Annotated in this window: 21 protein-coding genes; 13 read left to right on the top strand and 8 right to left on the bottom strand. The window is 64.9% G+C overall.

Annotation, left to right across the window (positions count from 1 at the left end; genetic code table 11):
* Positions 1 to 4: 4 nt before the first annotated feature.
* The 4 genes from ligA to K244_RS0101695 are packed head-to-tail and all read left to right on the top strand — an operon-like array spanning position 5 to position 4,647.
* Positions 5 to 2,137 carry an NAD-dependent DNA ligase LigA gene (gene ligA / locus K244_RS0101680; protein WP_020184505.1) on the top strand — a complete coding sequence of 711 codons (2,133 nt, stop codon included), beginning with the start codon at positions 5 to 7 and terminating at the stop codon, positions 2,135 to 2,137.
* Positions 2,134 to 2,835 carry an AzlC family ABC transporter permease gene (locus K244_RS0101685; RefSeq protein ID WP_020184506.1) on the top strand — a complete coding sequence of 234 codons (702 nt, stop codon included), beginning with the start codon at positions 2,134 to 2,136 and terminating at the stop codon, positions 2,833 to 2,835. Before ligA ends, K244_RS0101685 begins: the two co-directional genes overlap by 4 nt.
* The gene (locus tag K244_RS0101690; RefSeq protein WP_020184507.1) at positions 2,832 to 3,134 is read left to right on the top strand and encodes an AzlD domain-containing protein; all 303 of its coding nucleotides are present in this window, start codon (positions 2,832 to 2,834) and stop codon (positions 3,132 to 3,134) included. Before K244_RS0101685 ends, K244_RS0101690 begins: the two co-directional genes overlap by 4 nt.
* Positions 3,135 to 3,168: 34 nt before the next feature.
* Entirely contained in the window at positions 3,169 to 4,647 is a 1,479-nt protein-coding gene (locus tag K244_RS0101695; protein WP_024816257.1) for a peptidase S10, read from the top strand.
* Positions 4,648 to 4,740: 93 nt separating this feature from the next.
* On the opposite strand, the gene K244_RS0101700 is transcribed toward K244_RS0101695, so the two are convergent.
* The gene (locus K244_RS0101700; protein ID WP_020184509.1) at positions 4,741 to 5,949 is read right to left on the bottom strand and encodes a YeeE/YedE thiosulfate transporter family protein; all 1,209 of its coding nucleotides are present in this window, start codon (positions 5,947 to 5,949) and stop codon (positions 4,741 to 4,743) included.
* Positions 5,946 to 7,811: an ABC-F family ATP-binding cassette domain-containing protein gene (locus K244_RS0101705; RefSeq protein WP_020184510.1), complete on the bottom strand. Its 1,866-nt coding sequence runs from the start codon at positions 7,809 to 7,811 to the stop codon at positions 5,946 to 5,948. The genes K244_RS0101700 and K244_RS0101705 overlap by 4 nt, the downstream gene beginning before the upstream one ends.
* Before the next feature lie 149 nt (positions 7,812 to 7,960).
* On the opposite strand from K244_RS0101705, the gene K244_RS0101710 reads away from it, so the two are divergent.
* A complete protein-coding gene (locus tag K244_RS0101710; protein ID WP_020184511.1) occupies positions 7,961 to 9,976 on the top strand; it encodes a PhoX family phosphatase in 2,016 nt (671 codons plus the stop codon).
* An 86-nt stretch (positions 9,977 to 10,062) separates the two neighbouring features.
* Here K244_RS0101710 and K244_RS0101715 read toward each other — a convergent pair whose 3' ends face one another.
* Together K244_RS0101715 and hemB are read right to left on the bottom strand one after the other, a co-directional pair.
* Positions 10,063 to 10,776: an EF-hand domain-containing protein gene (locus K244_RS0101715; RefSeq protein ID WP_020184512.1), complete on the bottom strand. Its 714-nt coding sequence runs from the start codon at positions 10,774 to 10,776 to the stop codon at positions 10,063 to 10,065.
* A gap of 416 nt (positions 10,777 to 11,192) precedes the next feature.
* Positions 11,193 to 12,209 carry a porphobilinogen synthase gene (gene hemB, locus K244_RS0101725; protein WP_051460060.1) on the bottom strand — a complete coding sequence of 339 codons (1,017 nt, stop codon included), beginning with the start codon at positions 12,207 to 12,209 and terminating at the stop codon, positions 11,193 to 11,195.
* Positions 12,210 to 12,504: 295 nt separating this feature from the next.
* On the opposite strand from hemB, the gene K244_RS21290 reads away from it, so the two are divergent.
* Together K244_RS21290 and K244_RS0101735 are read left to right on the top strand one after the other, a co-directional pair.
* Entirely contained in the window at positions 12,505 to 12,981 is a 477-nt protein-coding gene (locus tag K244_RS21290) for a DUF6163 family protein (protein ID WP_020184514.1), read from the top strand.
* 260 nt (positions 12,982 to 13,241) lie between these two features.
* Positions 13,242 to 13,754: a winged helix DNA-binding protein gene (locus K244_RS0101735; RefSeq protein WP_020184515.1), complete on the top strand. Its 513-nt coding sequence runs from the start codon at positions 13,242 to 13,244 to the stop codon at positions 13,752 to 13,754.
* An 867-nt stretch (positions 13,755 to 14,621) separates the two neighbouring features.
* Here K244_RS0101735 and K244_RS0101745 read toward each other — a convergent pair.
* The 3 genes from K244_RS0101745 to K244_RS0101750 are packed head-to-tail and all read right to left on the bottom strand — an operon-like array spanning position 14,622 to position 15,812.
* The gene (locus tag K244_RS0101745; RefSeq protein ID WP_155931492.1) at positions 14,622 to 15,053 is read right to left on the bottom strand and encodes a hypothetical protein; all 432 of its coding nucleotides are present in this window, start codon (positions 15,051 to 15,053) and stop codon (positions 14,622 to 14,624) included.
* Between the two features lie 17 nt (positions 15,054 to 15,070).
* Complete coding sequence (locus K244_RS23330; RefSeq protein WP_155931494.1) at positions 15,071 to 15,508, bottom strand: hypothetical protein; 438 nt, start codon at positions 15,506 to 15,508, stop codon at positions 15,071 to 15,073.
* Between the two features lies 1 nt (position 15,509).
* Positions 15,510 to 15,812: a hypothetical protein gene (locus K244_RS0101750; RefSeq protein ID WP_020184518.1), complete on the bottom strand. Its 303-nt coding sequence runs from the start codon at positions 15,810 to 15,812 to the stop codon at positions 15,510 to 15,512.
* Between the two features lie 170 nt (positions 15,813 to 15,982).
* Between K244_RS0101750 and K244_RS0101755 the strand changes: the two genes are divergently transcribed.
* The 6 genes from K244_RS0101755 (at position 15,983) to K244_RS22945 (ending at position 21,402) form a co-directional block, all read left to right on the top strand.
* Positions 15,983 to 16,315 carry an H-NS histone family protein gene (locus K244_RS0101755; protein WP_020184519.1) on the top strand — a complete coding sequence of 111 codons (333 nt, stop codon included), beginning with the start codon at positions 15,983 to 15,985 and terminating at the stop codon, positions 16,313 to 16,315.
* A gap of 107 nt (positions 16,316 to 16,422) precedes the next feature.
* On the top strand, positions 16,423 to 17,361 hold the full coding sequence (locus K244_RS0101765) for a DUF2971 domain-containing protein (protein WP_155931496.1): 939 nt from the start codon (positions 16,423 to 16,425) through the stop codon (positions 17,359 to 17,361).
* Between the two features lie 1,122 nt (positions 17,362 to 18,483).
* Positions 18,484 to 19,188, top strand: coding sequence for a hypothetical protein (locus K244_RS23335; RefSeq protein WP_155931498.1), 705 nt, complete (start codon positions 18,484 to 18,486; stop codon positions 19,186 to 19,188).
* Complete coding sequence (locus K244_RS22940; protein WP_081761404.1) at positions 19,185 to 20,024, top strand: helix-turn-helix domain-containing protein; 840 nt, start codon at positions 19,185 to 19,187, stop codon at positions 20,022 to 20,024. Before K244_RS23335 ends, K244_RS22940 begins: the two co-directional genes overlap by 4 nt.
* Positions 20,025 to 20,031: 7 nt before the next feature.
* Entirely contained in the window at positions 20,032 to 20,391 is a 360-nt protein-coding gene (locus tag K244_RS0101770; RefSeq protein WP_081761405.1) for a hypothetical protein, read from the top strand.
* A gap of 36 nt (positions 20,392 to 20,427) precedes the next feature.
* Positions 20,428 to 21,402, top strand: a complete 975-nt coding sequence (locus K244_RS22945; protein ID WP_081761406.1) for a DUF4238 domain-containing protein — start codon at positions 20,428 to 20,430, stop codon at positions 21,400 to 21,402.
* A 72-nt stretch (positions 21,403 to 21,474) separates the two neighbouring features.
* Here K244_RS22945 and K244_RS23340 read toward each other — a convergent pair whose 3' ends face one another.
* Positions 21,475 to 21,906, bottom strand: a complete 432-nt coding sequence (locus tag K244_RS23340) for a hypothetical protein (protein ID WP_155931500.1) — start codon at positions 21,904 to 21,906, stop codon at positions 21,475 to 21,477.
* Positions 21,907 to 21,965 lie beyond the last annotated feature (59 nt).

Genomic DNA, 21,965 nt, shown 5'->3' on the forward strand with positions numbered 1-21,965 from the left:
ACGCATGCCAAAACCTGACACCGCGCACGGCGCGCTTCCGCCCGCGCTGCCCGACGCCGCCGCGGAGCACGCGCGGCTGGCCGACGAGGTTCGCGCGCACGACAAGCGCTACTATCAGGACGACGCGCCGACGATCGACGACGCCGGGTACGACGCCCTCCGCCGGGAGCTGCAGGCGCTCGAGGCCCAGTTCCCCGAGCTTAAGACGCCGGACAGCCCGACCGAGACCGTGGGCGCCGCGCCCTCCGACGCCTTCGCCAAGGTGCGGCACGCCGTGCCGATGCTGTCGCTGTCGAACGCCTTCTCCGATGAGGACGTGGCGGAGTTCATCGCCCGCGTGCGCCGCTTTCTCGACCTGAAGCCGGAGCAGGAGCTGCCGGTCTCGGCCGAGCCGAAGATCGACGGCCTTTCCGCTTCGCTGCGCTACGAGAAGGGCCGCTTCGTCCGCGGCGCGACCCGAGGCGACGGGGCGGTGGGCGAGGACGTCACCGCGAACCTCCGCACCGTCGCCGACGTGCCCGAGCGCCTGACGGGCGACGACGTCCCCGATGTGATCGAGGTGCGCGGCGAGGTCTACATGTCCCACGCCGACTTCAAGGCGCTGAACGAGCGCCAGACCGAGGCCGGCAAGCCGGTCTTCGCGAACCCGCGCAACGCCGCCGCGGGGAGCCTGCGCCAGCTCGATCCGAAGATCACCTCCGAGCGGCCTCTTCGATTCTTCGCCTACGCCTGGGGCGAGGCGAGCGCGGTTCCCGCCGACACCCAGAAGGGCATGGTCGACAACCTCCGCCGCTGGGGCTTCGCCACCAACGACCTGATGCGGGTGCTGGGAACGGCCGAGGAGCTGATCGCGCACTACCACGCTATCGAGGAGCAGCGGGCGAGCCTCGGCTACGACATCGACGGCGTCGTCTACAAGGTCGACAGCCTCGCGCTGCAGCGCCGTCTCGGCTTCGTGTCGCGGAGCCCACGCTGGGCGATCGCCCACAAGTTTCCGGCCGAGCGCGCGACGACGGTGCTGGAGGCGATCGACATCCAGGTGGGCCGCACGGGCTCGCTGACGCCGGTCGCGAAGCTCAAGCCCGTAACCGTCGGCGGCGTCGTGGTGTCGAACGCGACGCTGCACAACGAAGACGAGATCGCCCGCAAGGACGTGCGCGTCGGCGACACCGTCGTCGTGCAGCGCGCCGGCGACGTCATCCCGCAGATCGTGGAGGTGGTGCTCGATCAGCGGCCGGCGGGGGCAAAGCCGTTCGAATTCCCGCACAAATGCCCGGTCTGCGGCAGCCACGCCGCCCGCGACGAGGGCGAGGTGGTGTGGCGCTGCACCGGCGGCCTGATCTGCCGGGCGCAGGCGGTGGAGCGACTGCGCCATTTCGTATCGCGCGGCGCCATGGACATCGAGGGTCTCGGCGAGAAGCAGATCGAGGCCTTCTACGAGGCCGGCGACGTGCGCGAGCCCGCGGACATCTTCACGCTCAAGGCCCGGGACGCGCAGCCCGGCAAGCTCACGCGGCTGAAGAACCGGGAAGGGTGGGGCGAGACCTCGGCGGCGAACCTCTTCGCCGCGATCGAGGACGCGCGCACGCGCGAGGTGAACCGCGTGCTCTACGGGCTCGGCATCCGTCACGTGGGCGAGATCAACGCCAAGCGGTTGCTCCGCCATTACGCGACGATCGACGCCCTGCGGGAGGCCGCGAAGGCCGCCACGCCACCCAACCCGGCGGTGAAGGGCGATAAGGGCGACGACGCCTGGCGCGAGATGATCGACATCGACGGCGTCGGCGCGGTCGTGGCGCACGCCGTCGTCGACTTCTTTCAGGAGCCGAAGAACGCGCCGCCGCTCGACGCGCTGTTGAAGGAGCTGACGCCCGCGCCGATGCCCGCCGCCGCTTCGAACACGCCGGTCACGGGCCTCACCGTGGTCTTTACCGGCGCGCTGGAGCGCATGACCCGCGACGAGGCCAAGGCCATGGCCGAGCGGCTTGGCGCCAAGGTCGCGGGCTCGGTGTCCAAGAAGACCGACCTCGTGGTCTCGGGACCCGGCGCAGGCTCCAAGCTCGCGAAGGCGAAGGAGCTCGGGATCGAGACCCTGACGGAAGACGAGTGGCTGGCGCGGGTGGGCGAGGGCGGATGACGGTCGGGCTGCGGGAGGTTCGCGACGGGCTGAGGGACATCGCCCCCGCGGCGATCGCGGCGATCCCCATCGGCCTGCTGTTCGGGGCGCTGATGGCGTCCAAGGGGCTTACGCCGGCCGAGGTGGCGCTGATGTCCGGCTTCGTCTGCGCCGGCGGCGCTCAGCTCGCGGCGGTCGAGCTCTGGGTGCATCCCGCCCCGATCCTCGCGCTGGCGGTCTCCACCGCGCTGATCGACGCCCGCCACGTGCTGATGAGCACCTCGCTCGCCCGGCGGACCGAGGCCTTCGCCTGGTGGCAGAAGATGCTCGGATTCTACGTCATGTCCGACGAGAACTGGGCGCTCGGCGAACGCCGCGCGGCGGAGCGGACGCTGGCGCCGGCCTACTTCATCACCATGGGCGCGACGCTCTGGATCAATTGGGTGACGACGACCACGCTCGGGGCGATCGGCGGCGCCATGCTCGGCGACCCCAGGCTCTACGGCGCGGACTTCGCCTTCACCGCGCTGTTCATCGGCCTCGCGGCCGCCTTCGTGCGCGGACCGGGCGGCATGGCGGTGGTCGCCGCGAGCGGGCTCGCCTCCGCGGCGACATACGTCAGCGTCGGCGCGCCCTGGCACGTCGCGGCCGGCGCCGCCGCGGGCGTCGCGACCGCCTGGGCGCTCGCGGGCGCGGACGAGGAGGAAGCGCTCGCATGAGCGTCGATCCCTGGACCCTGCTCGCCATACTGGTCATGGCGTCGATCACCTACGCCACCCGTATTTCAGGCGTGCTGCTCGGAGGGCGCCTGAAGCTCAGCCCGCGGGCGCAGGCGGCGTTCAACGCGGTGCCGCCGGCGGTTCTGGTCGCGCTGATCGCGCCCTCCGCGCTCGCGACCGGCGGGGCGGAAACCATCGCCGCGCTCGCCGCCGCCGTGGCCGCGACGCGGCTGCCGCTGCTCGGCGTCATCGCGGTCGGCGTCGTAACGGTCGTCGCGCTGCGAGCGCTCGGACTCTAGGAAATGTGAACTTCCCTCGGACGCGCTGCGCCCCATGTCAACGCCCATGACCAGCCGCATCGCCTTCCTCGCCGCCGCGCTCCTGATCGGCTCGCTTGCTCCAGCCGGCGCGCAGGAGAAGGCGCCGAACCCCGTCGCCCTGCCGGCGGAGGCGACGCAGCGGGAGACCGCCGTCACGGCGGACGGCACGCTCGCCTACAACGTCCGAGTCGAGGCTGTGCCGCTCTACGACCCCAAAGGCGAAAAGGTCGCCGAGGTCGTCGTGACCTCCTACCTGCTCGACCGGACGGACGCGAAGACGCGGCCCATCACCTACGCCTTCAACGGCGGACCGGGCGCGGCCTCCGCCTTCCTCAACTTCGGCGCGATCGGCCCGAAGCGCATGCCCTTCGGCGCCGAAGGGACGACGCCCTCCGACCTCCCGCACCTCGTCGACAACGCCGAGACCTGGCTCGGCTTCACCGACCTCGTGTTCGTTGATCCGGTCGGCACCGGTTACAGCCGGGCGGCGGGCGCGACCGACGCCAAGGATTTCTGGGGCGTCGAGAGCGACGTCGACACGCTGTCGCGGGTCGTCGCCAAGCACCTCGCCCTCCGCAACCGCCTGATGTCGCCGGTCTATCTCGTCGGCGAGAGCTACGGCGGCTTCCGCGTGCCCCGCATCGCCCGGCAGCTGCAGTCCCGCGACGGCGTCGGCGTGCGCGGCCTCGTGGCGATCTCCCCGGTGCTGGACTTCGCGATCCGCGACGGCGAGGGATCGTCGCCGATCCCGTGGGTGTCGGCGCTGCCGTCGCTCGCCGCCAGCGCCCGCGAACGCAAGGGGCCGGTGGAGCGCGCGGATCTCGCGGACGTGGAAGCCTACGCGTCCGGTGATTTTCTCGCCGACTTGATGAAAGGGCCCCGCGACGCCGAGGCCGTCGACCGCCTGTCCGCCCGCGTCGCGGAGTTCACCGGCCTCGACCGCGCCTTCGTGAAGCGCCTCGGCGGGCGCGTCGACATCCAGACCTTCGCCCGCGAGTCGCGGCGGGACGAGGGCAAGGTCGGCTCGCTCTACGACGCCAACGTCACCGCGTTCGATCCCTTCCCCTCGTCGGCGCGCGCGCAGTGGGAGGATCCGGTGCTTGACGGCGCGCTCGCCCCTCTCACGCGCGCGGCGGTCGACTTCTACGCCCGCGACCTCGGCTTTCGGGTCGACCGCCGCTACGAGCTGCTCGCCTCCGACGTGAACCGGGGCTGGAAGTGGGGCTCGGGCCAGTCGCTGCCGGAATCCACCAGCGCCCTGCGCGAGGCGCTGGCGCTCGATCCCAAGCTCAAGGTCTTGGTGGCGCACGGCGCGACGGATCTCGTCACGCCCTACATGGAATCCAAGATCGTGCTGGATCAGTTGCCGGCGTTCGGCGACCCGGAGCGCGTGAAGCTCGCGGTCTATGCCGGCGGCCACATGTTCTACGCGCGCGACGCATCCCGCGCGGCGCTGCTGAAGGACGCAAAGGCGCTGTTCGGGGCGGAGTAAGTCCAATAGCGCCCGGGATCGCACTCCAGCCCGTCGCCGATCTGCGTGATCGTCGCGACGGCTAGACTAGCCCCGCAAAGGCGACGGCGCGGATCACGACGCTCCTTCCGGCGGCGTGGGCTCGGGGGCGGTGACGGACGACCGCGGATCGAGCTTCAGCGCGACGACGATGCCGAGCGACGTGAACACGAGGAAGACCCAGCCCGAGAGCGCGCCGACCGCGACGCCCGCGATCGCTTCGCCCGTCACCGCGCCCAGCGCGGTCATGGCCCCCCAGCCAATCATCACTCCGCCCAAGACCATCTCGAGGCCGTCCCGGCGCGTGAAGCCTTCGATCGTGAAGCGGCCGGAGGCGACCGCGCAGGCGAAGGCGCCGAGCACAAAGCCGATCAGGATCAGGACGTGCTCGGTGAGCGCGAAGCCCTGCAGCAAAGGCGCCTTCAGGCCTGCGACGCCGGCGTCGAGCCCCGGCAGCTCCTGAGGGACGAGGCCGATCATGGTGGCGAGCCAACGCGCGATCGTGGCGCACTCGGCGATCAGCCCGAGCGGCTCTCCGGCCGCGTAGCTCGCCGCGACGAGACACCCGAGCAGCGCGCCCGCGGCGGTCGCGGGCCAGGGCTGGACGAACACGCGGTGGACAAGTCCAGGTCCGCTGTCCGACGCCGGCGGACGATAGCGCCAGAGCAGGGCCGCGCAGCCCGCGAGGCCCGCCAGCTGGACGGCGAGCGTCCCCGCCGGTCCGAGCCAGGTCGGCAGCCACGGCGTCGGGGCCGCGGCGATGGCGGTCGCCCAGGTCCAGGGCCAGTGGACGATCGCGATGACGAAGCCGAGGAAGACGGCCGCCAGCGCCGGGATGGCGACGAGCGAGCCTTCGCTCAGGCGCCGCAGATGGACCATTACGCCGCCGCGGGCGATCACGGAGCCGACGCCGAAGACGAAAGCCGCGACCGGCAGCAGCCAGTCGACCGGGCCGATGCGGGCGTTCTCGGGTCGGCCGCCGCCGGTGACCGCGAGCGCGCCGAGCGTCAGCGCGGCCGCGACGGCGAGCGCCGCGAGGAAGCCGAGCAGCTGGCCGGCGTCCTTCAGCGCCATCAGGTCGCGCCACGCGCGAACGAGCGAAAGTTCGCCGCGCTGCAGCGCCACCCCGAAGATCGCGCCGGCGACGACCGCCCAGCTGCGGTCGCCGAAGCCTCCGTCCAGAACGGCGAAGACCCAGGCGCCGAGCGGCGCGAGACACAAAAGCGCCGCGGCCGTCGCCGGCCGCGGCGTGGAGAGATGCTTGAGGAAAAGCGGCCGCGTCACGCCGCGGCGGCGTTTTCGATGCTGGCGCTCGCTTCCAGCCAGGTCTCTTCGGCTTCCGCCTTGGCGCGCTCCACCTCGGCGCGCTTCGCGCCCAGCGCGGCGGCCTTCTGCGGCTTGCCCGGGAAGCCGCCGTTGGCGGTCAGCTCGGCGTCAATCCGCGCCATTTCCTGATCGCAGGTCGCCATCAGCTCCTCGAGCGAGGCGATCTTCTTCTTGAGCGCGCCGACGTCGATCCGCTTCGGCGCGGGCTCGGACGACATGCCCGTGCCCTTGCCGACCTTCTTCGACTTGCCAGAGCCTTCGGCCGACAGGATGTACTTGCGGTAGTCGTCGAGATCGCCGTCGAACGGCTCCACTCCGCCGCCGCCGACCACCCAGAGCCGGTCCGCCGTGGCGTCGAGCAGGTGGCGGTCATGGCTGATCAGGATGACCGCGCCGCCGTATTCGTTCAGCGCCTGCGCGAGGCTTTCGCGGCTGTCGATGTCGAGATGGTTGGTCGGCTCGTCGAGGATGAGCAGGTGCGGCGCGTGCCAGACCGCGAGGCCGAAGGCGAGGCGCGCCTTCTCGCCGCCGGACATCTTGCCGACCTTGGTGTTGGCCTTGTCGCCGGGGAAGCCGATCTGCGCGACCTTGCCGCGCACCTGCGCGTCGCCGGCGGTCGGCATCAGGCGGCGGATGTGGTCGTAGGGCGTGCCCTCGACGTCGAGGTCCTCGACATGATGCTGGGCGAAGAAGCCGACCAGCATCTTGTCGGACTTGTTGACGCGGCCGGCGCTCGCTTGAAGGCGGTTCGCCAGCAGCTTGGCGAAGGTGGACTTGCCGTTGCCGTTCGAGCCGAGCAGCGCGATGCGATCGTCCGGATCGATGCGGATGTTGAGCTTGTGCAGGATGGTGCGGTCGCCGTAGCCCGCCGAGACGCCGTCGAGCGCGACCAGCGGCGGCGCCAGCTCCCGCTCCGGCTCCGGAATGCGGAACGGGACCACGCTGCTTTCGACCACGGCGTTGATCGGCTGCATCTTGGCGAGCCGCTTGACGCGGGACTGGGCCTGCGTCGCCTTGGAGGCCTTGGCCTTGAAGCGGGCGATGAAGGCTTCGAGCCGGGCGCGCTCCTCGGCCTGCGCCTTCGCCGCCTTCTGGTCGAGCGCCAGCTTCTCGCGGCGCATCCGGTCGAAGGCGTCGTAGTTGCCCTTCCAGACCGTCAGCTTGCCCTGGTCGAAGTGCAGAATGTGGTCGACGGAGGCGTTCAGCAGGTCGCGGTCATGGCTGATGACCAGCGTCGTGCGCGGGTACTTGGCGAGATAGTCCTGCAGCCAGAGCGTGCCCTCGAGGTCGAGATGGTTGGTCGGTTCGTCGAGCAGCAGCAGGTCGGGCTCGGAGAACAGCACCGCCGCGAGCGCCACGCGCATGCGCCAGCCGCCGGAGAAGTCCGAGCAGGGGCGCTGCTGCGCCTCGTCGTCGAAGCCGAGGCCCGACAGGATGCGGGCCGCCCGCGACGGCGCCTCGTAGGCGTCGATGTCGATCAGCCGCGTGACGATGTCGGAGATGCGTTCCGGATCGGTGCAGGTTTCCGATTCCGCCATCAGCGCGGCGCGTTCCTTGTCGGCGGCGAGCACGACCTCGATCAGCGGCTCCGGTCCTGACGGCGCCTCCTGCGCCACGCGGCCGAGGCGCAGGCCCTTGGGCATGTTCACCGCGCCGTCGTCGGGGCCGATGTCGCCCGCGATCAGCTTGAACAGCGTGGTCTTGCCGGTGCCGTTGCGGCCGACGACGCCGACGCGCGCGCCCTCGGGAAGAAAGGCGCTCGCGTTGTCGAGCAGCACGCGTCCGGCGACGCGGCAGGTGAGGTCGGTGATCTGGATCATAACCGCTGCTTTTGGCGCCTGCGAAGGGACTTGTCCACGGGCTCCCGCGTCGCGGCGGCGCCGTCGTGCGGTTGTTGGAAATCCGTCAAACCCCTGACATGGGCACCGACGCAGTTAGAGGCCTTCCAATCTGCCCACGGGGACCTCCCATGATCATCGACGACACCGCCGGCCACGGCGCCGCCGACACGCCCGAGATGCTGGACGCAGAGGCGATCGGCATCGACCGCCCGGGCCTCCACGCCGAAGCCGGCGAGCTCCCGCTGAACGAGCCGTTCCAGTCCGTCCTCGCGCGCAACATCGAGCGTCGCTCGTTCATAATCGGCGCCGCGGCCACGGTTCCGGTGCTGATGACCACGACGGCGACCTTCGCGCCGACCGAGGCCGAAGCCGCGCCGCGTCGCCTGACGTTCAAGCCGATCGCGCCGTCGACGGCGGACGAGATCATCGTGCCGGAGGGCTACGAACATCAGGTGCTGATCAAGTGGGGCGACCCGCTGTTCCCCGATGCGCCCAACTTCGACAAGAACAATCAGACCGCCGACGCCCAGAAGCGCCAGTTCGGCTACAATTGCGACTTCGTCGGGTATTTTCCGCTGGAAAGCGGCGACCGCGCGTTGCTCTGCGTGAACCACGAGTACACCACCGGTTCCGACATGGTTCGCGGCTACGCGCCGGGCAAGAGCAAGGCCTTCACCGAAGTGGAGATCGCCGCCCACGGCGGCTCGGTCGTCGAGATCAAGCGCACCGGCTCGGTGTGGCGCGTCGTCAAGAGCGAAACGTACAACCGCCGCATCACGGGCGACACGCTGATGCGCATCTCGGGTCCCGCCGCGGGTCATCCGCTGATGAAGACCTCTGAGGATTCCACCGGCACCAAGGTGCTCGGCATGCTGAACAACTGCTCGGGCGGCAAGACGCCGTGGGGCACCTGGCTGACCTGCGAGGAGAACTTCAACCAGTACTTCGCAAACAACGATCAGGTCGCCGACGCCGACATCAAGGCCGTACATGCGCGCTACGGCGTGACCGCCGGCGCCACGGGCCGCAAATGGGAGGCGTTCTACGACCGCTTCGATCTGGCCAAGGAGCCGAACGAGGCGTTCCGCTTTGGCTGGGTGGTCGAGATCGATCCCTACGACCCCGACTTCCGTCCCCGCAAGCGCACCGCCCTCGGCCGCGCCAAGCATGAGGCGGCGACGACCTCGCTCGCCGCCGACGGCCGCGTCGTCGTCTACACCGGCGACGATCAGCAGTTCGACTACGTCTACAAGTTCGTGTCGGCCGGAAAGTACGACCCGACCAACCGCAGGGCGAACTTCGATCTGCTGGACGAGGGCGTTCTCTACGTCGCGAAGTTCCGCGACAACAACAAGGGTGTGTGGATCCCGCTGACGCTCGACCACCCGAAGCTGAAGGGCAAGTTCGCCGACCAGGGCGAACTGCTGATCAAGACCCGGCTCGCCGCCGACCTCGTCGGCGCGACGGCGATGGATCGCCCCGAGGACTGCCAGCCGAACCCGGTCAACGGTCGCGTCTACCTGACGATGACCAACAACACGCGACGCACCACGGTCGTCGCCGACGCGGGCTCGGCCTTGGCGAACCCGCGCGTGCCGAACTTCGGCGGCCACATCATCGAGCTGACCGAAAGCCACGGCGACCACGGCGCGACGGATTTCCGCTGGGAGGTCTTTCTGCTCTGCGGCAATCCCGAGATCGACCTGAAGACGGACGAGGCGGATCTCACCCCGGGCCTCGCCGCGAGCGCGACGTTCTTCGCGGGCTACGCCGACGCCAGCAAGCTCGGCAAGATCGCGTCGCCGGACAACATCGCCTTCGACAACCGCGGCAACCTCTGGATCACCACCGACGGGCAGCCCGGCAACGCCGACATCGGCAATCCGAACGACGCCATGCACGTGGTGCCGACCGCGGGCGCCGAGCGCGGCTATCTCCGGCAGTTCCTCAGCGGCCCGAAGGGCTGCGAGATCTGCGGACCGGAATTCGCCGACGACGGGGCGACGGTGTTCTGCGCGGTCCAGCACCCCGGCGAAGACGGGGGCTATCCGAACACGATCAGCACCTGGCCGACCGGATCGCAGCTGCCGCGCCCGGCGGTCGTCGCGGTTCGACGCAAGGACGGCGGCGACATCGGCGTCTGACGCCTCGCCGCTCGGGGACGACCCTTTGGCGTCCGACCCTCTCCGCGGCTACCGCCGCGGGGAGGGGGGTCGGCGATCGGCCGCGCTCAGGCGCTGACCTGGAACAGGCTCGACATCGCCTGGTCGAGATAGGACGTCGCGCTGGTCTGGGCGTAGGCGCCGTTCGCCTGCATGAGCTCCGACAGCATGGACTGGAGGCTGGCGGCGGTCGTTTCGTCCTCGTCGTCCTCCTCCGAGGACGCGCTCTCGCCCCCGCCGGACGGCGGCGGCCCGGGAGGCGGCGGAGGCGGGGCGGATGCGGCCTGCGCCGACTGGAACGCCTCGTCTTCGCTCTCGGTGATCTCCCCGTCGCCGTCGGCGTCGATGGTCGAGAACATCTCCTCGGCCTTGGTTTCGTCCGCCTCATCCGGGCCCGCCGCCACGAACTCGTCGAGCGAGACCGTGCCGCTGTCGTCGGCGTCCGCCGCCTCGAACCCGCCTTCGCCCGGACCGCCCTGCGGCGGGGGAGGGGGCGCGCCCTCCTGGGCCTCGAGCAGCGCCGAGGCCCCGTCGCTCGAAAACTTGGACAGGCCGCTCTGGATCTCGCTCTGAGTGAGCGAGCCGTCGCTGTCAGCGTCCAGCGTCGAGAAGGCGCTCTCGATCGCGCTGTCGGACTGGTCGACGCTGCCGGCCGGCAAATTTTGCCCGATGGTCTTGAACTCGTCGAGCGACGCGGCGCCGCTCGCGTCCGCGTCCAGCTTGGACATCAGCATGCTTGCGATTTGCGAGCTGCTGGAGCCGCTTAGCGCTCCGATGCTCATGGTCTTGCTCCCGAAGTCTGGCCGCCTACTCAGCGGCTGGCGGACGGCCTCGCCATGAAGCCGCAGTCTACAGTCGCAAGTAATATGCCTAGACTGGCTAACTATTAGTTAGTTTCTGATGATACGATATGTAATTCCGAAAAATATATAAGTATATAAATATAATTCCAAATGTTTCTGTATGTGTCTTGTCTTTCCCGGCGATGCTTGTCCCGGGCTGGGCGTCGATCGGGCGCGGCCCTGCCGCGGCGACTGTCGCGCACGTCGTCCACAGCCCGACGGCCGTCCAGGACGGCGAGCGTCCGCGTCGAGCGCAAGAACGCCGACAGCGCCGAACGCGAGGCGTTCGGCGCTGTCGGGACGCGTCGGAAAAGTGTTCTCGGCCCCTCCGAGCGGCGAGCGCCGCGACGGGGTCGTCAGCGAGCGGCGTTCAGCCGTTCCGCGACCTCGGGCGCGAAATAGGTGAGGACGCCGTCGGCGCCCGCGCGCTTGAACGCCAGAAGGCTCTCCAGCATCGCGGCTTCGCCGTCGATCCAGCCGTTCTGGGCGGCGGCGCGGATCATCGAATACTCGCCGGAGACCTGGTAGGCGAAGGTCGGCATCCGGAAGCGGTCCTTGAGGCGTCGCACGATGTCGAGATAGGGCATGCCGGGCTTCACCATCAGCATGTCCGCGCCCTCGGCCACGTCGAGCTCGGCCTCGCGGATCGCCTCATCGCCGTTCGCCGGGTCCATCTGGTAGGTCTTCTTGTCGCCGACCAGCGCCTTCTTGGTGCCGATCGCGTCGCGGAACGGGCCGTAGAACGCCGAGGCGTACTTCGCCGCATAGGACATGATCTGCACGTCGGTGCGCCCGGCGTCGTCGAGGCCTGCGCGGATCGCGCCGATGCGGCCGTCCATCATGTCGGACGGCGCGATCACGTCGGCGCCGGCCTCCGCCTGCGTCAGCGCCTGACGCACGAGCACGGCGACCGTGGCGTCGTTGAGGATGCGGTCGCCGGCCATCAGGCCGTCATGGCCGTGGCTGGTGTAGGGGTCGAGCGCGACGTCGGTGACGAGCCCGAGATCGGGAACCTCGGCCTTGATGGCGCGCAGCGCCCGGCAGGTGAGGTTGTCGGGGTTCAGCGCCTCGGAGCCGGTGGGGTCGCGCAGGTCGGGATCAGTGTACGGGAACAGCGCCAGCGCGGGGATGCCGAGCCGCGCGGCGCGCTCGGCGGCGCGGACCGCCTGGTCGACGCTCAGCCGCTCGACGCCGGGCATGGCCGACACCGCTTCGCGGCGCCCTTCGCCTTCGATCAGGAAGATCGGCCAGATCAGGTCGTCGACCGTCAGCACATTCTCGCGCACCAGGCGACGCGACCAGTCCGCGCGGCGGTTGCGGCGGGGGCGCTTGGCGAGGTCGAGCGAACCGTCCTCGACGCGCGTCTCGCGCATTTCGACCTGGCGGTCGCGGAGCTTTCCGATCGTCTCGTGCATCAGGCGTCGCCTCCGACGTTTCGCATCGCGGCCGCATGTCTCTCGCGGGCGTCGGCCGTCCGTGCGCGACCGTCCTATAGCACCTTGGAGCCTTTCCAGACAGGGGCGCCGCGCAGATCGAGCGCGGCGTTTCGTCATGGCCGCCGCGCATCCGGGGACGATTTGCGCTCGCGGCGGGAGTCGGGGAAAGTCGCGCCGCGCTTGGGGCCGTCGGCCGTCTGGCGCGCGTCCGCATGAAGAAGAGGAGGGCGGGATGATCGATCGACCGCCCGAATCGTCGGAGCCGCGCCGCGAGCCGCGGGGCGACCCCGACGACCTGCCGCCGATCCAGCTTAGGGATTCGCGTCTCGGTCGCGGCGGCCCGTCGCGGCCCTGGAGCCGCCGGCTGCTGTATTTCGTCCGCGCGATCGCTGCGGTGGAGTGCCTGAAGGGCCTGTGGCACTGGGCGGCCCTGCTCGGCCTCGGCGGCGATCCCTTCGCCGGCGCCTCGGTCACAGGCCGGGTCGCGACAGTGTTCTTCGCGGTGGCGGACCCCGTCGCCGCGGTCGGCCTGTGGCTGGGCGCGGCCTGGGGCGTCGTCATCTGGCTGCTGGCCGCTTCGGCCCAACTGCTGGTCGAAGGGCTGGAGCCCCACGGGGGCGGGCTGCGTTGGCTCGTCACGCTGTTGATCGTGGCGGCGATGGGCGGCTACCTCGCGCTGTCGCTCAAGGCCAAGGCCGAAGAAGACTGAGCCGTTCTGCGACCGCCGCGTGCGCAGCATCGACGATGCGCGTCTTCAGGTTTCGACAGGACAAATGAATCTTAATTCACATCCGTATGCGTAACGTCTCGTTGACGTAGCTGCGCAACCATTTGTTCAGTCTAAGAAATAAAGAGAAATTTCAGCAAGCCATTTAAACGCATTTTCACTTCCCGGACCTATCTTCGAGATCAACGAGGCGCGGGACAGGACGACGCCTTGAGCAGTCAAGACTACGGGAAGGCCTCACCATGAAGAACCTCGCGCGCAGCACGGAGAAGCCGGCCACCGATCAGGGTCAGGTCGAAGTCCGCCCGCTCTACCTCGAAGCTCTCACCCTGGTGGAGCGGCTGCACCGCCGCCTGCTGGACGTCATCAAGGACGAGTTCGACCGCCGCGGGCGTTCGGACATCAACAGCGTCCAGGCGCTGCTGCTCTACAACATCGGCGACGCCGAACTGACCGCCGGCGAGCTCCGCACCCGGGGCTACTATCTCGGCTCGAACGTCTCCTACAATCTGAAGAAGCTCGTCGAAATGGGCTTCCTCCACCACCAGCGCTCGCGCATGGACCGGCGCTCGGTGCGCATCAGCCTGACCCCGCAGGGCCAGGAGATCCACAACATCGTGGAAGAGCTCTACTCGAAGCACATCCGCACGATCGAGCAGGTCGGCGGCGTCAACGCCGACGACTTCAAGACGCTCAACGTCGCGCTTGGCCGGCTCGAGCGCTTCTGGACCGACCAAATCAGGTTCCGCCTCTGACCAAGAGGCTCTAGGATTTCAAGGCTCGACCCGGTGGCGCGAGAGTGCCGCCGGGTGCTTTTTGTTCTCTCTGGTGGCACGTCCTTCGCGCCAGTTCGCGCCACCTTCGGGGCAGTGCAGAATCTGCCCCGTTCCATGACGCCCTGTGGCTAGGTCAGCGGTCGATGGTGAGGCTCACGGCCGGGCATGAGCGCTGTCCTAGGTCGCCTCAGGCGACGGGCGGCTATTCGTCTTCGACCAGGCCAAACGCTCGTGCACAAAGGCCAAGCCAGACGGTGCCCGGTCCCATTGCGATTGCCAGCAGCCAAGCCTCATCGGTCGGCTTACAGAGCTTCCCGCCCATGAAGCCAGCCAAAAGCCAATAGGCCGCGAAGTAGGCTTGCTCCATCCCACTCAGCCCCTTTGGGTTTCCGCGACGCGGGAAACGGAAAGATTTGCGCGGTTTTCCCGCCCACGTTCTTCACCTGCTCCGCAACCGCAGCCTCAATGGCGCGGAGTAGCTTGGGAGGGATTGGGCCGGTGTAGGAAACCCATTTGGTCATGTGGTGGCTCCTGTTGTGGCTTCCGCAGCGCGGGCTCGCTCGCTCGAAGACTATTCCCCCGCCACGCGTTGCGAAGTGCATACATCCGCCGTTCCGTTTCCCGCATATTTCCCCTTCCACGCCGAAGTCCCCCAGCGCGTGACGACACTTTCGACGGCTGTTCGAAGTGCATCAGGTACAGGCTTTTGCACGGCCAGCTCCTGCGCCCTTTGAAGAGCGCTGACGTACATATCGTACTGGGTCCGGCGAGTCGTCATGCGGGGTTTGCTGAAGCCACTGCGCGACCTGCTCGATGGTGTGACAGTCGCATGTGAGGTGCATGGGTTTACGAGACATTGGCCACCCCCTCTGCATCCTTACCAAGGGCGGCGCGGGCAATCTCACCTCGGTCGATAACGTCGGCCTCGAATTGCATGAAAACGTCGCTGTAGCCCGTGAACTTCGGGCCAATCACCATTGTGCAGCGGTCAGGTTCCTCGGCAGCATAGAAACGAAGCGCCTCTCTCAGCCTTGCATTTTCAGCGGCAAGGGAGGGAGCGTCGGCCATAAGCCGGGCGTTGATGCGCCGCACTTTATCATCGGGTTCGTATTCATTCTCTTCGTCACTGTCGACAACTGTGGCTAGGTAAAGCTCGCGGCCGTCGCCCTGACGCGCCAAAATCCAACGCTCGTCAAAGCACTCATCCTCGAACCATTCACCCGGCGTGCATCCCTGATATTTCTCCGGCAGCAAAGCGCCTTCAGTCTTATTGCTCACTCATTTCGCTTCCTAGATTAATCGGTATATGCGGTAATAATTGTCAGCTGATAGCTGTTATCCCCTATATTGGCGATTTTATAATATGGTCGGAAGTGATTTCCGAAGTCATACTCAGGATCATCGCTCTTGAGCCGATCAAGCCGACGATACTCCGCTTCTGAAATAGCAATTCGTGACCATTTTTCTCTCACCTCGAAAAGTGCTTTTGCTAGTGTTTCGTTGGCACCAAGGTCGCTTTTGATTTCGTACTCGTAATACGAGTCGCCGTAAGCGCGCTTTTGGCCACCGTGTGCTTGTTTCATTTCAAACATCGTCGTCTTCCCTTTATTGAAACAAAGCAGCCTTTCCCGGATAGCCGATCTGTCCAGGTTGTCCTCCTTCAGCCGTTCGAACGGGCTAACCGGAGGTGGGCCGGGCGGCTCCAACAATGTGAGGAAGCTGCCCTGTTCCATGTCAGTTCCCCATCAGCTGCTTATAAGCAGCACCAATGACGTGCATGGCGCGCCGGTAGGCGGGGTCGTAAGGGGTATGCGGCCAGACGCCAGAGCCCCGGCGCATGGCCAGCACCACCGGGTGCTCGCAAAGCTTCCACACCCGCACGTCGGGAACATCATTGCAGTGAACCAAATGGCACTGCGAATGGCCAAGGCTCTCAAGCTGACCAGCGAGGAAACGGGCGTCTGCCTGTGCGTCGTTGTCAAAAACAGCAAGGACGGTTTCTGTCTGGTCCTGCTTCACATAAGTGTATTTATTCATGGCCGTGCTTTCGTTATACATAATTATTACCATGTATAAATACACGTGACAATCAAAAAGGTAATAAAGTTAAATCCTTCGGAATGCACCATAAACCCCTTGCTTTTCCGCACCTTAAAGCCATACTCCCCGCATAGGGAATAAGCCCCGTCACGTTTATGGAGCCAGCCATGGCCGCGAAAACTGACTACAGCAGCATGTCGATCGCCGATCTTCAGGCGCTTTCCGATGAGGTGTCTGCCGCCCTTGAGGCGAAAAAGGATGAGCGGCGTCAGGAATTGCTGAAGGAGCTGGAAGCGCTGGGCGGTTCGCCGAAGTCCGCGACGCGGCGGACGGCTGACGAAGGGACCGGCACCACCAGGCCGAAGCCGGGCGCGAAGTACCGCAGCAAGAAAAGCCCCGACGTGACGTGGACCGGGCGCGGGGCGCTCCCCAACTGGCTTAAGGCCGAAATGGAAGAGACTGGCGAGACGGACAAGGAAGCGTTCCGGATTGCTGCGTAATCATGTGCAAAAAGTGAGATCGAGCCCTCGTTCTTTGTGGATGGGGGCTTTTTCATTGCGTCTGCCGCGCATAGTTTGATTGATAGTAGCAGGTAGAGGCAGATCGCATGTCAGGTGATAACGAGGAGGCGGTCGACAAGCTTATTGCGCATCTTAAAGAGCCGCCTGAAGCGCCGCCTTTGCTTTATAAGTATGTGATACCGGAGCGCATTGATGTTCTCCAGCATGCACGCATTCGTTATACCCACCTAGGCGGGACGAACGACGTTTTCGAGATCAGGCGGACAATAAAAACCATGTTTGGCCCCCGGATGGAGGCCGCTGTCAGGGCGTCTTTTACCAGTAAGAACATTGACGAGCGCATCGTCGAAGCGCTGGCTGAAAAAGCTGGATTAACCACCCAAGCTGCTCAAGAATTGTACGCTGTACTTCGCGAGACGCCGGAAATGAAGGCGATCATAAGCAAGGCAATGGAGGAACTGGACTACCAGCTCAATGCCGTATTTCCAGCCGCTTTCGGCGACCCCAACTTTGTCATGGGGCTATTGACCGACTTCGCCAGCAAGACAGCCGCATTATCAGTTTCAGACGATCCCCATAGCGGGATCATGTGGGCCCATTATGCCGCTAATTGGACCGGCTTTGTGATTGCGTTTGATACGACCCACCCGAGTCTAGGTCCGTCGCCGACAACCGGGAGCGTGTTTTTCCCGATCAGCTATCGCGACGAAATGGTCGACGAGTTTTGGGATGATCCGTTTGGAGCATTGTTCTCGAAGCAGGCCGGCTGGGGATATGAGAGGGAATGGCGAAAGATAATCGACCCGGACCTTGCCGAGACCCGGATTGCAGCTGATCCCGACGACATTCTCCTCAAGAACTTTGATCGCGCCGCGGTGCAACGGGTAGTCGTTGGTCATCGAGCCGCACCGGCCCTGGTCAATGACTTGCGGGTAGTCTTGCGCGATTACCCCGGCACCCGCTTACTTCAGGCCCATCCCGATCCAGTGCTAGGCACCGTGGCTGAGGTCGAGCTGCAGCAATAAGCATGAGCGACCCGCACAAGCTGTTCACTTGCTGACCGCTAGCAGCGTTATAATCGAACTGAGACCAGCTGTGAACGAGCTGGAAAACGTGTTTGCCAAGTTCTCGATCAACGGCGAGGGCACCTCACCTGCAAAAAGGCTAAGGCCGATTGATCCTGCAGCACTGAGGACGGTCAGCGCAAAAACGTATCGGAGGATAGTGTTCTGCTCAAAGCGCACCGCTGGCCTCCATCGGCCTAGTGAAGCGCTGAGCGGGGATCTTCGATGGGAATCGAGGAACCTCGCCCAGACACTCTGGGACATGGTTCCTCGCTGGTGCCCGCGACCGGACGAGGGAGTAGAGAGAAGGTCAGTGTAACGCGGGACATTAAATGCAGCGCTCTGCCAACATGGCAGCGGCGACTCAACAAAATTAACGTCGATCCAGAAAAACAGCAAGCGGTGAATCGGAAATTAACGTTCTCCGTGGATTCTGAAGGCCAAACGTTAACAGCGCGCATATCGAAGGTTAACGGACGCCGATGGCGGTGTGAGGCTCCAGAGAGGCGCAAAACAAAAAGCCCCGGCTCAACACCGGGGCTTTTCTTTTGAACAAAAAGACCCCCGGTGAACCGGGGGCGAGTGGGGAGGGAGGAAACGCGCTCAGGTGTCAGGACAGTGGCTTAACCTCGATAACGGCGTCAGGGTCGATGGACCGGACCCATTTGCCGAAAGCTTCAATGCCCGGCGGGATCGTTCCCGGCGGTATGCGTATGGTGACGCCGATGGCTACGGATACTCGCGGCTGCGTCTCTGGCTCGCCAAAGCCTGGGACCGCCTGACCGTATCGGACGGGTCCTTCTGGCATGGGGGCTCCTTAGCCTTGCCGCACAACCCGGCGCGGGGTGGAAGGGACACGATTACACGATGCGGGCCTGGGGCCAGCCCGGTTTTGAAAGCATGTCGGTGTTTCCTGATTACAGGAACATGCTGAGCCGAGTTTAAGCAGGTGGCAAATACTTTAGAAAGATGTTGCCGGGTGCATCTGGTGGCATCATAGTGCTTTAAGTGGGATGCAGTTGCCGACGCGCTGCATCCCCGGCAATTACTGCGTCGGTGCCAAACAATGAGAAGCGTCGATGAGTGGCCGATACAATATCGCACGACCGGTTGGGTGAGTTATACGCTCAGCGGATTATCAAGAAAGGCGGCCTGGCCGTCGCAAATTACAGGCTTTCTGCCGTCTGGGAACAACCGGATGTCGTTCAATGGATGGGCGGCTGCGCCATCCATTTACTGGAAGTCAAGGTAAGTCGGTCTGATTTTCTGAGGGATAAAGATAAGCCATTTAGGCATACTGCTGACAGCTATCTAGCTCACAGGCAGCGGAAGTTTTTGGAAGAATACAGGCGTTATCAGACGCACGTAGAAGATATGCGAAAAGACGCCGAGAAGCGCCATGCGTGGTTTAACCAGAGACTTGAGGAGCGCGGGCAGCCTATCACGCCATTTTCGTGGAAGCCTCCATATTTCTTCGGCTTCTATGACGCGCCCCGCGAACTCGGTATGGGGAATTACAGGAGTTACCTCTGCCCCGCGGGGCTAATTGGAGTTGGTGACGTACCGGAGCGGTGGGGCCTGGTCTGGTACTTGGAGAAAGATGGCCTGCCAACCTTCAAGGTGAAGCGATCACCGACACGGTTTCCGGACAACGAGATCAATCATCAGGCAGGTATGACTTACCTCCTGACAATTATGAAGAGAATGGTCGGGAACGTCGAAAACTGGGCGCAGGCAGCCGCATGGGGCTCAAGAGGTAGATTTGTTCAGGTTGAGGTGCGGCAATGAGCGCCTTCTTCTCCTGGCAGCACGCCATTCTGAAAAGCTCACTCGAAGCGACCACAAAGCACGTCTGCCTGACGATCGGCTGTCACATGGCAGCGGACGGCTCTGGCTGCTGGCCTTCCTACTCGACCATCGAGACAGAGAGCGGCCTAAGCCGGTCCACGGTCATCCTGCACGTCAAGAAGGCTGCTGAAGCGGGTTATCTCGCGGTCGATCAGCGCAGCCGGGAAAACGGCTCTGCCAGCTCAAACCTCTACCAGCCCCGCATGCCCGAGGTGGTCCGGCAAACGGACGGGGGTAGTCCGGCAACCGGACTAGGGGTGGTCCGGCAAACGGACCCCCATAACAGACCATCTCTAACAGACCAGGGAACAGAAACCCCCTCTGTCCCCCAACCGGAGAAATCAACGAAAGCCAAAACCCGTGAAACCACTGTCCAGCGTCTTGACCAGTTCCTTGGAGGCACAGAGGCCATGCCCGTCGCTTGGGCAGACCGAACGGCCGCTAAGTACGGCTTCTCTCAGCCCTTCATCGCCGACCAGTGGCAGCGGTTCTGCAATCACCACATCGGCAAGCGGAACCGCTACGCCGAATGGGGCCGCGCTTGGGACAACTGGTGTCGTAGCTCTACCGAGCGGCGGCCAACCGCCAACGGCTACCGCAGCGCAGCTGAACGACGAACTGCTGAGATTCTCGGCGACGTTAGAGACATGCATCCCGAAATGTTTGAAGGCGACCACAGAGACCCTGCCGGCGGTCCTGGCGGAGATCGAGAACGCCCGGCCGGCGGCGACGGCCTTGATCAGCTTCTGCCGGTCGGTTCTGGCCCCGCCCTCTGACGCCGCGGTGAACTTCGGCCACTGCTTCGCGCTGCTGAGCCAGTATCCGGCGGTCTACCAGACCGAAGGGCTCAAGGGCGGCGAGCTGGAGGTCATGCAGCAGCTCAAGCGCCGGATGCGCGCCGACTGGATCGAGGATCTGGCCGACGTTCCGGAGTGGGCCGTGCGGCACGCCTGCCGCGAGTGGCGGCGCAGCTCCAAGGGTGAATGGCGGCCGAAGATCTCGGACATCCTGCACCTGGCCAACAGCGCACTGGCTCCGTTCCGGGCGCAGCTGCTGGACGGGGAGCGGAAGCTGGATCACGCCCGGCTGGAGGCACGCCGGCAGGCGCATTTCGCAGCTGAGCACGCTCGCGTGTATGGATAATCTGATGAAATCTCACGCACATTGGAAAACGAGACAATGGGTCCGCCTCGGCCGCAAGGTGCCTCCCACATCCATCATTTTATGCCGGTCTTTTACACATCTCGATGGGTCACCCCGCCGGGCGGCAAACTGCTGGAATACAGCGAGCCGTACCCCGGCAAGATCGTGGCAAAGCCAGTCGGTCCCAAGGCTACGGGGTTCGTCGATAAGCTAAACATTCTGGAAGATTTGCCACCGGATGACGCTAGGCAGCTAGAAGAGGCCTTCTTTAGCCCACTCGATGACTCAGCTGCCAAGGTGCTGGAGCGGATAGAAAGCGGATGGGGTAACGGCGGGAAAGCTCAATGGACCTCGAAAGATCGCAGTGAATGGTCGCGGTTCGTAATGTCCATGATGTTTCGCCATCCAGAGGAGCTGGAGTCCGCCAAAGCCGGTTTTGCTGAGGATTGGAAAACGGTCACGCCGGAAGTCCGGGCTGCCTTTGAAGCCGCTGGCGATTTTCCTGGAAAACCAGCGTCGGTGGAGGAGTTCCTTGCCAGCCAAGCGCCAGAGAGAATTCGGGCGGACGCACTTCGAATGGTGAGAAAGGTGATGCTCGACAGTCGGGCGATTGGAGAGAGGCTGAATAACGCTCACTGGCGCTTTGTGGTGCTGCCGGAAGCATGCTTTGATCTCGTGACAGGCGATAGACCAGTTATGAATACAGATGGGCTAGGCGTCAAAAATGCTTACCTAACAATGCCAATCGGCCCGCGACGCCTTTTCGTGGCTTCTCAGTCTGCTGCGGTCGCGGATAAAGTCAGCCGTACAAGGTTGCCGGATCTTGCCAAAACAACAAACAAAGGCTGCGTCCGTCGTGCCTATAGGTATGTCTATGCCAAAGACAAAACGCATGACGAATTCATTCGAAAACATTTCGGTAAAGACCGCCCTCTGACCTGGATGGAGCAAATGAGGGCCGTGCGTGCCCGTGCGAAAGCAAGCGGTGACTATCCGTTTCCCGATCCTTGACCATCGACGCGCAAGAGGAGGACGAAGCGGATGCCGCATGGGCCGCAGCGACATGGTGGATACGACGTTCGCTTAGTCGATTCCCAAGCGTTGTTTGGCTGCCCGCTGGTTCTTAACGCAGTGCTCGATCATCTCGTAATTCTGTCCCCACTTGTCTCGGCACATCTTCATGATCGGGTCAGCCTGTCTCACGCCTTTAGCGAGCTTCTTCATGGCGAGATAATGCTGCCGTGCCTTCTCTTTCGCAGATGAGTTCGCGAAATTGCAGTCGGCTTTCATAAAGGCGGGCATTACCGAGTCGGCATACTCAAGAATATCAAGCTGTTTCATAGCCTCAGCGAAATTACTTATGACGACTTCCGGTGTGTCCCACTCGCACTTTGCAGCAGATCCGCCAGTCAAAGCCATCTGAAAGGCCAAGCTACGCTTCTCGTCGGCAGAAAGCGCGTTAGCCGCATTTGATGTGAGAAATAGAGCGACTATCACTACGAAAGCGCGAACCATGATGTGTTCCCCGAAGCGTTCCTGTTATCGGAGCACGCGCCGGAATTCCCCGTCAACGG

This window comes from Methylopila sp. 73B (assembly GCF_000526315.1).
Lineage (GTDB): Bacteria > Pseudomonadota > Alphaproteobacteria > Rhizobiales > Methylopilaceae > Methylopila.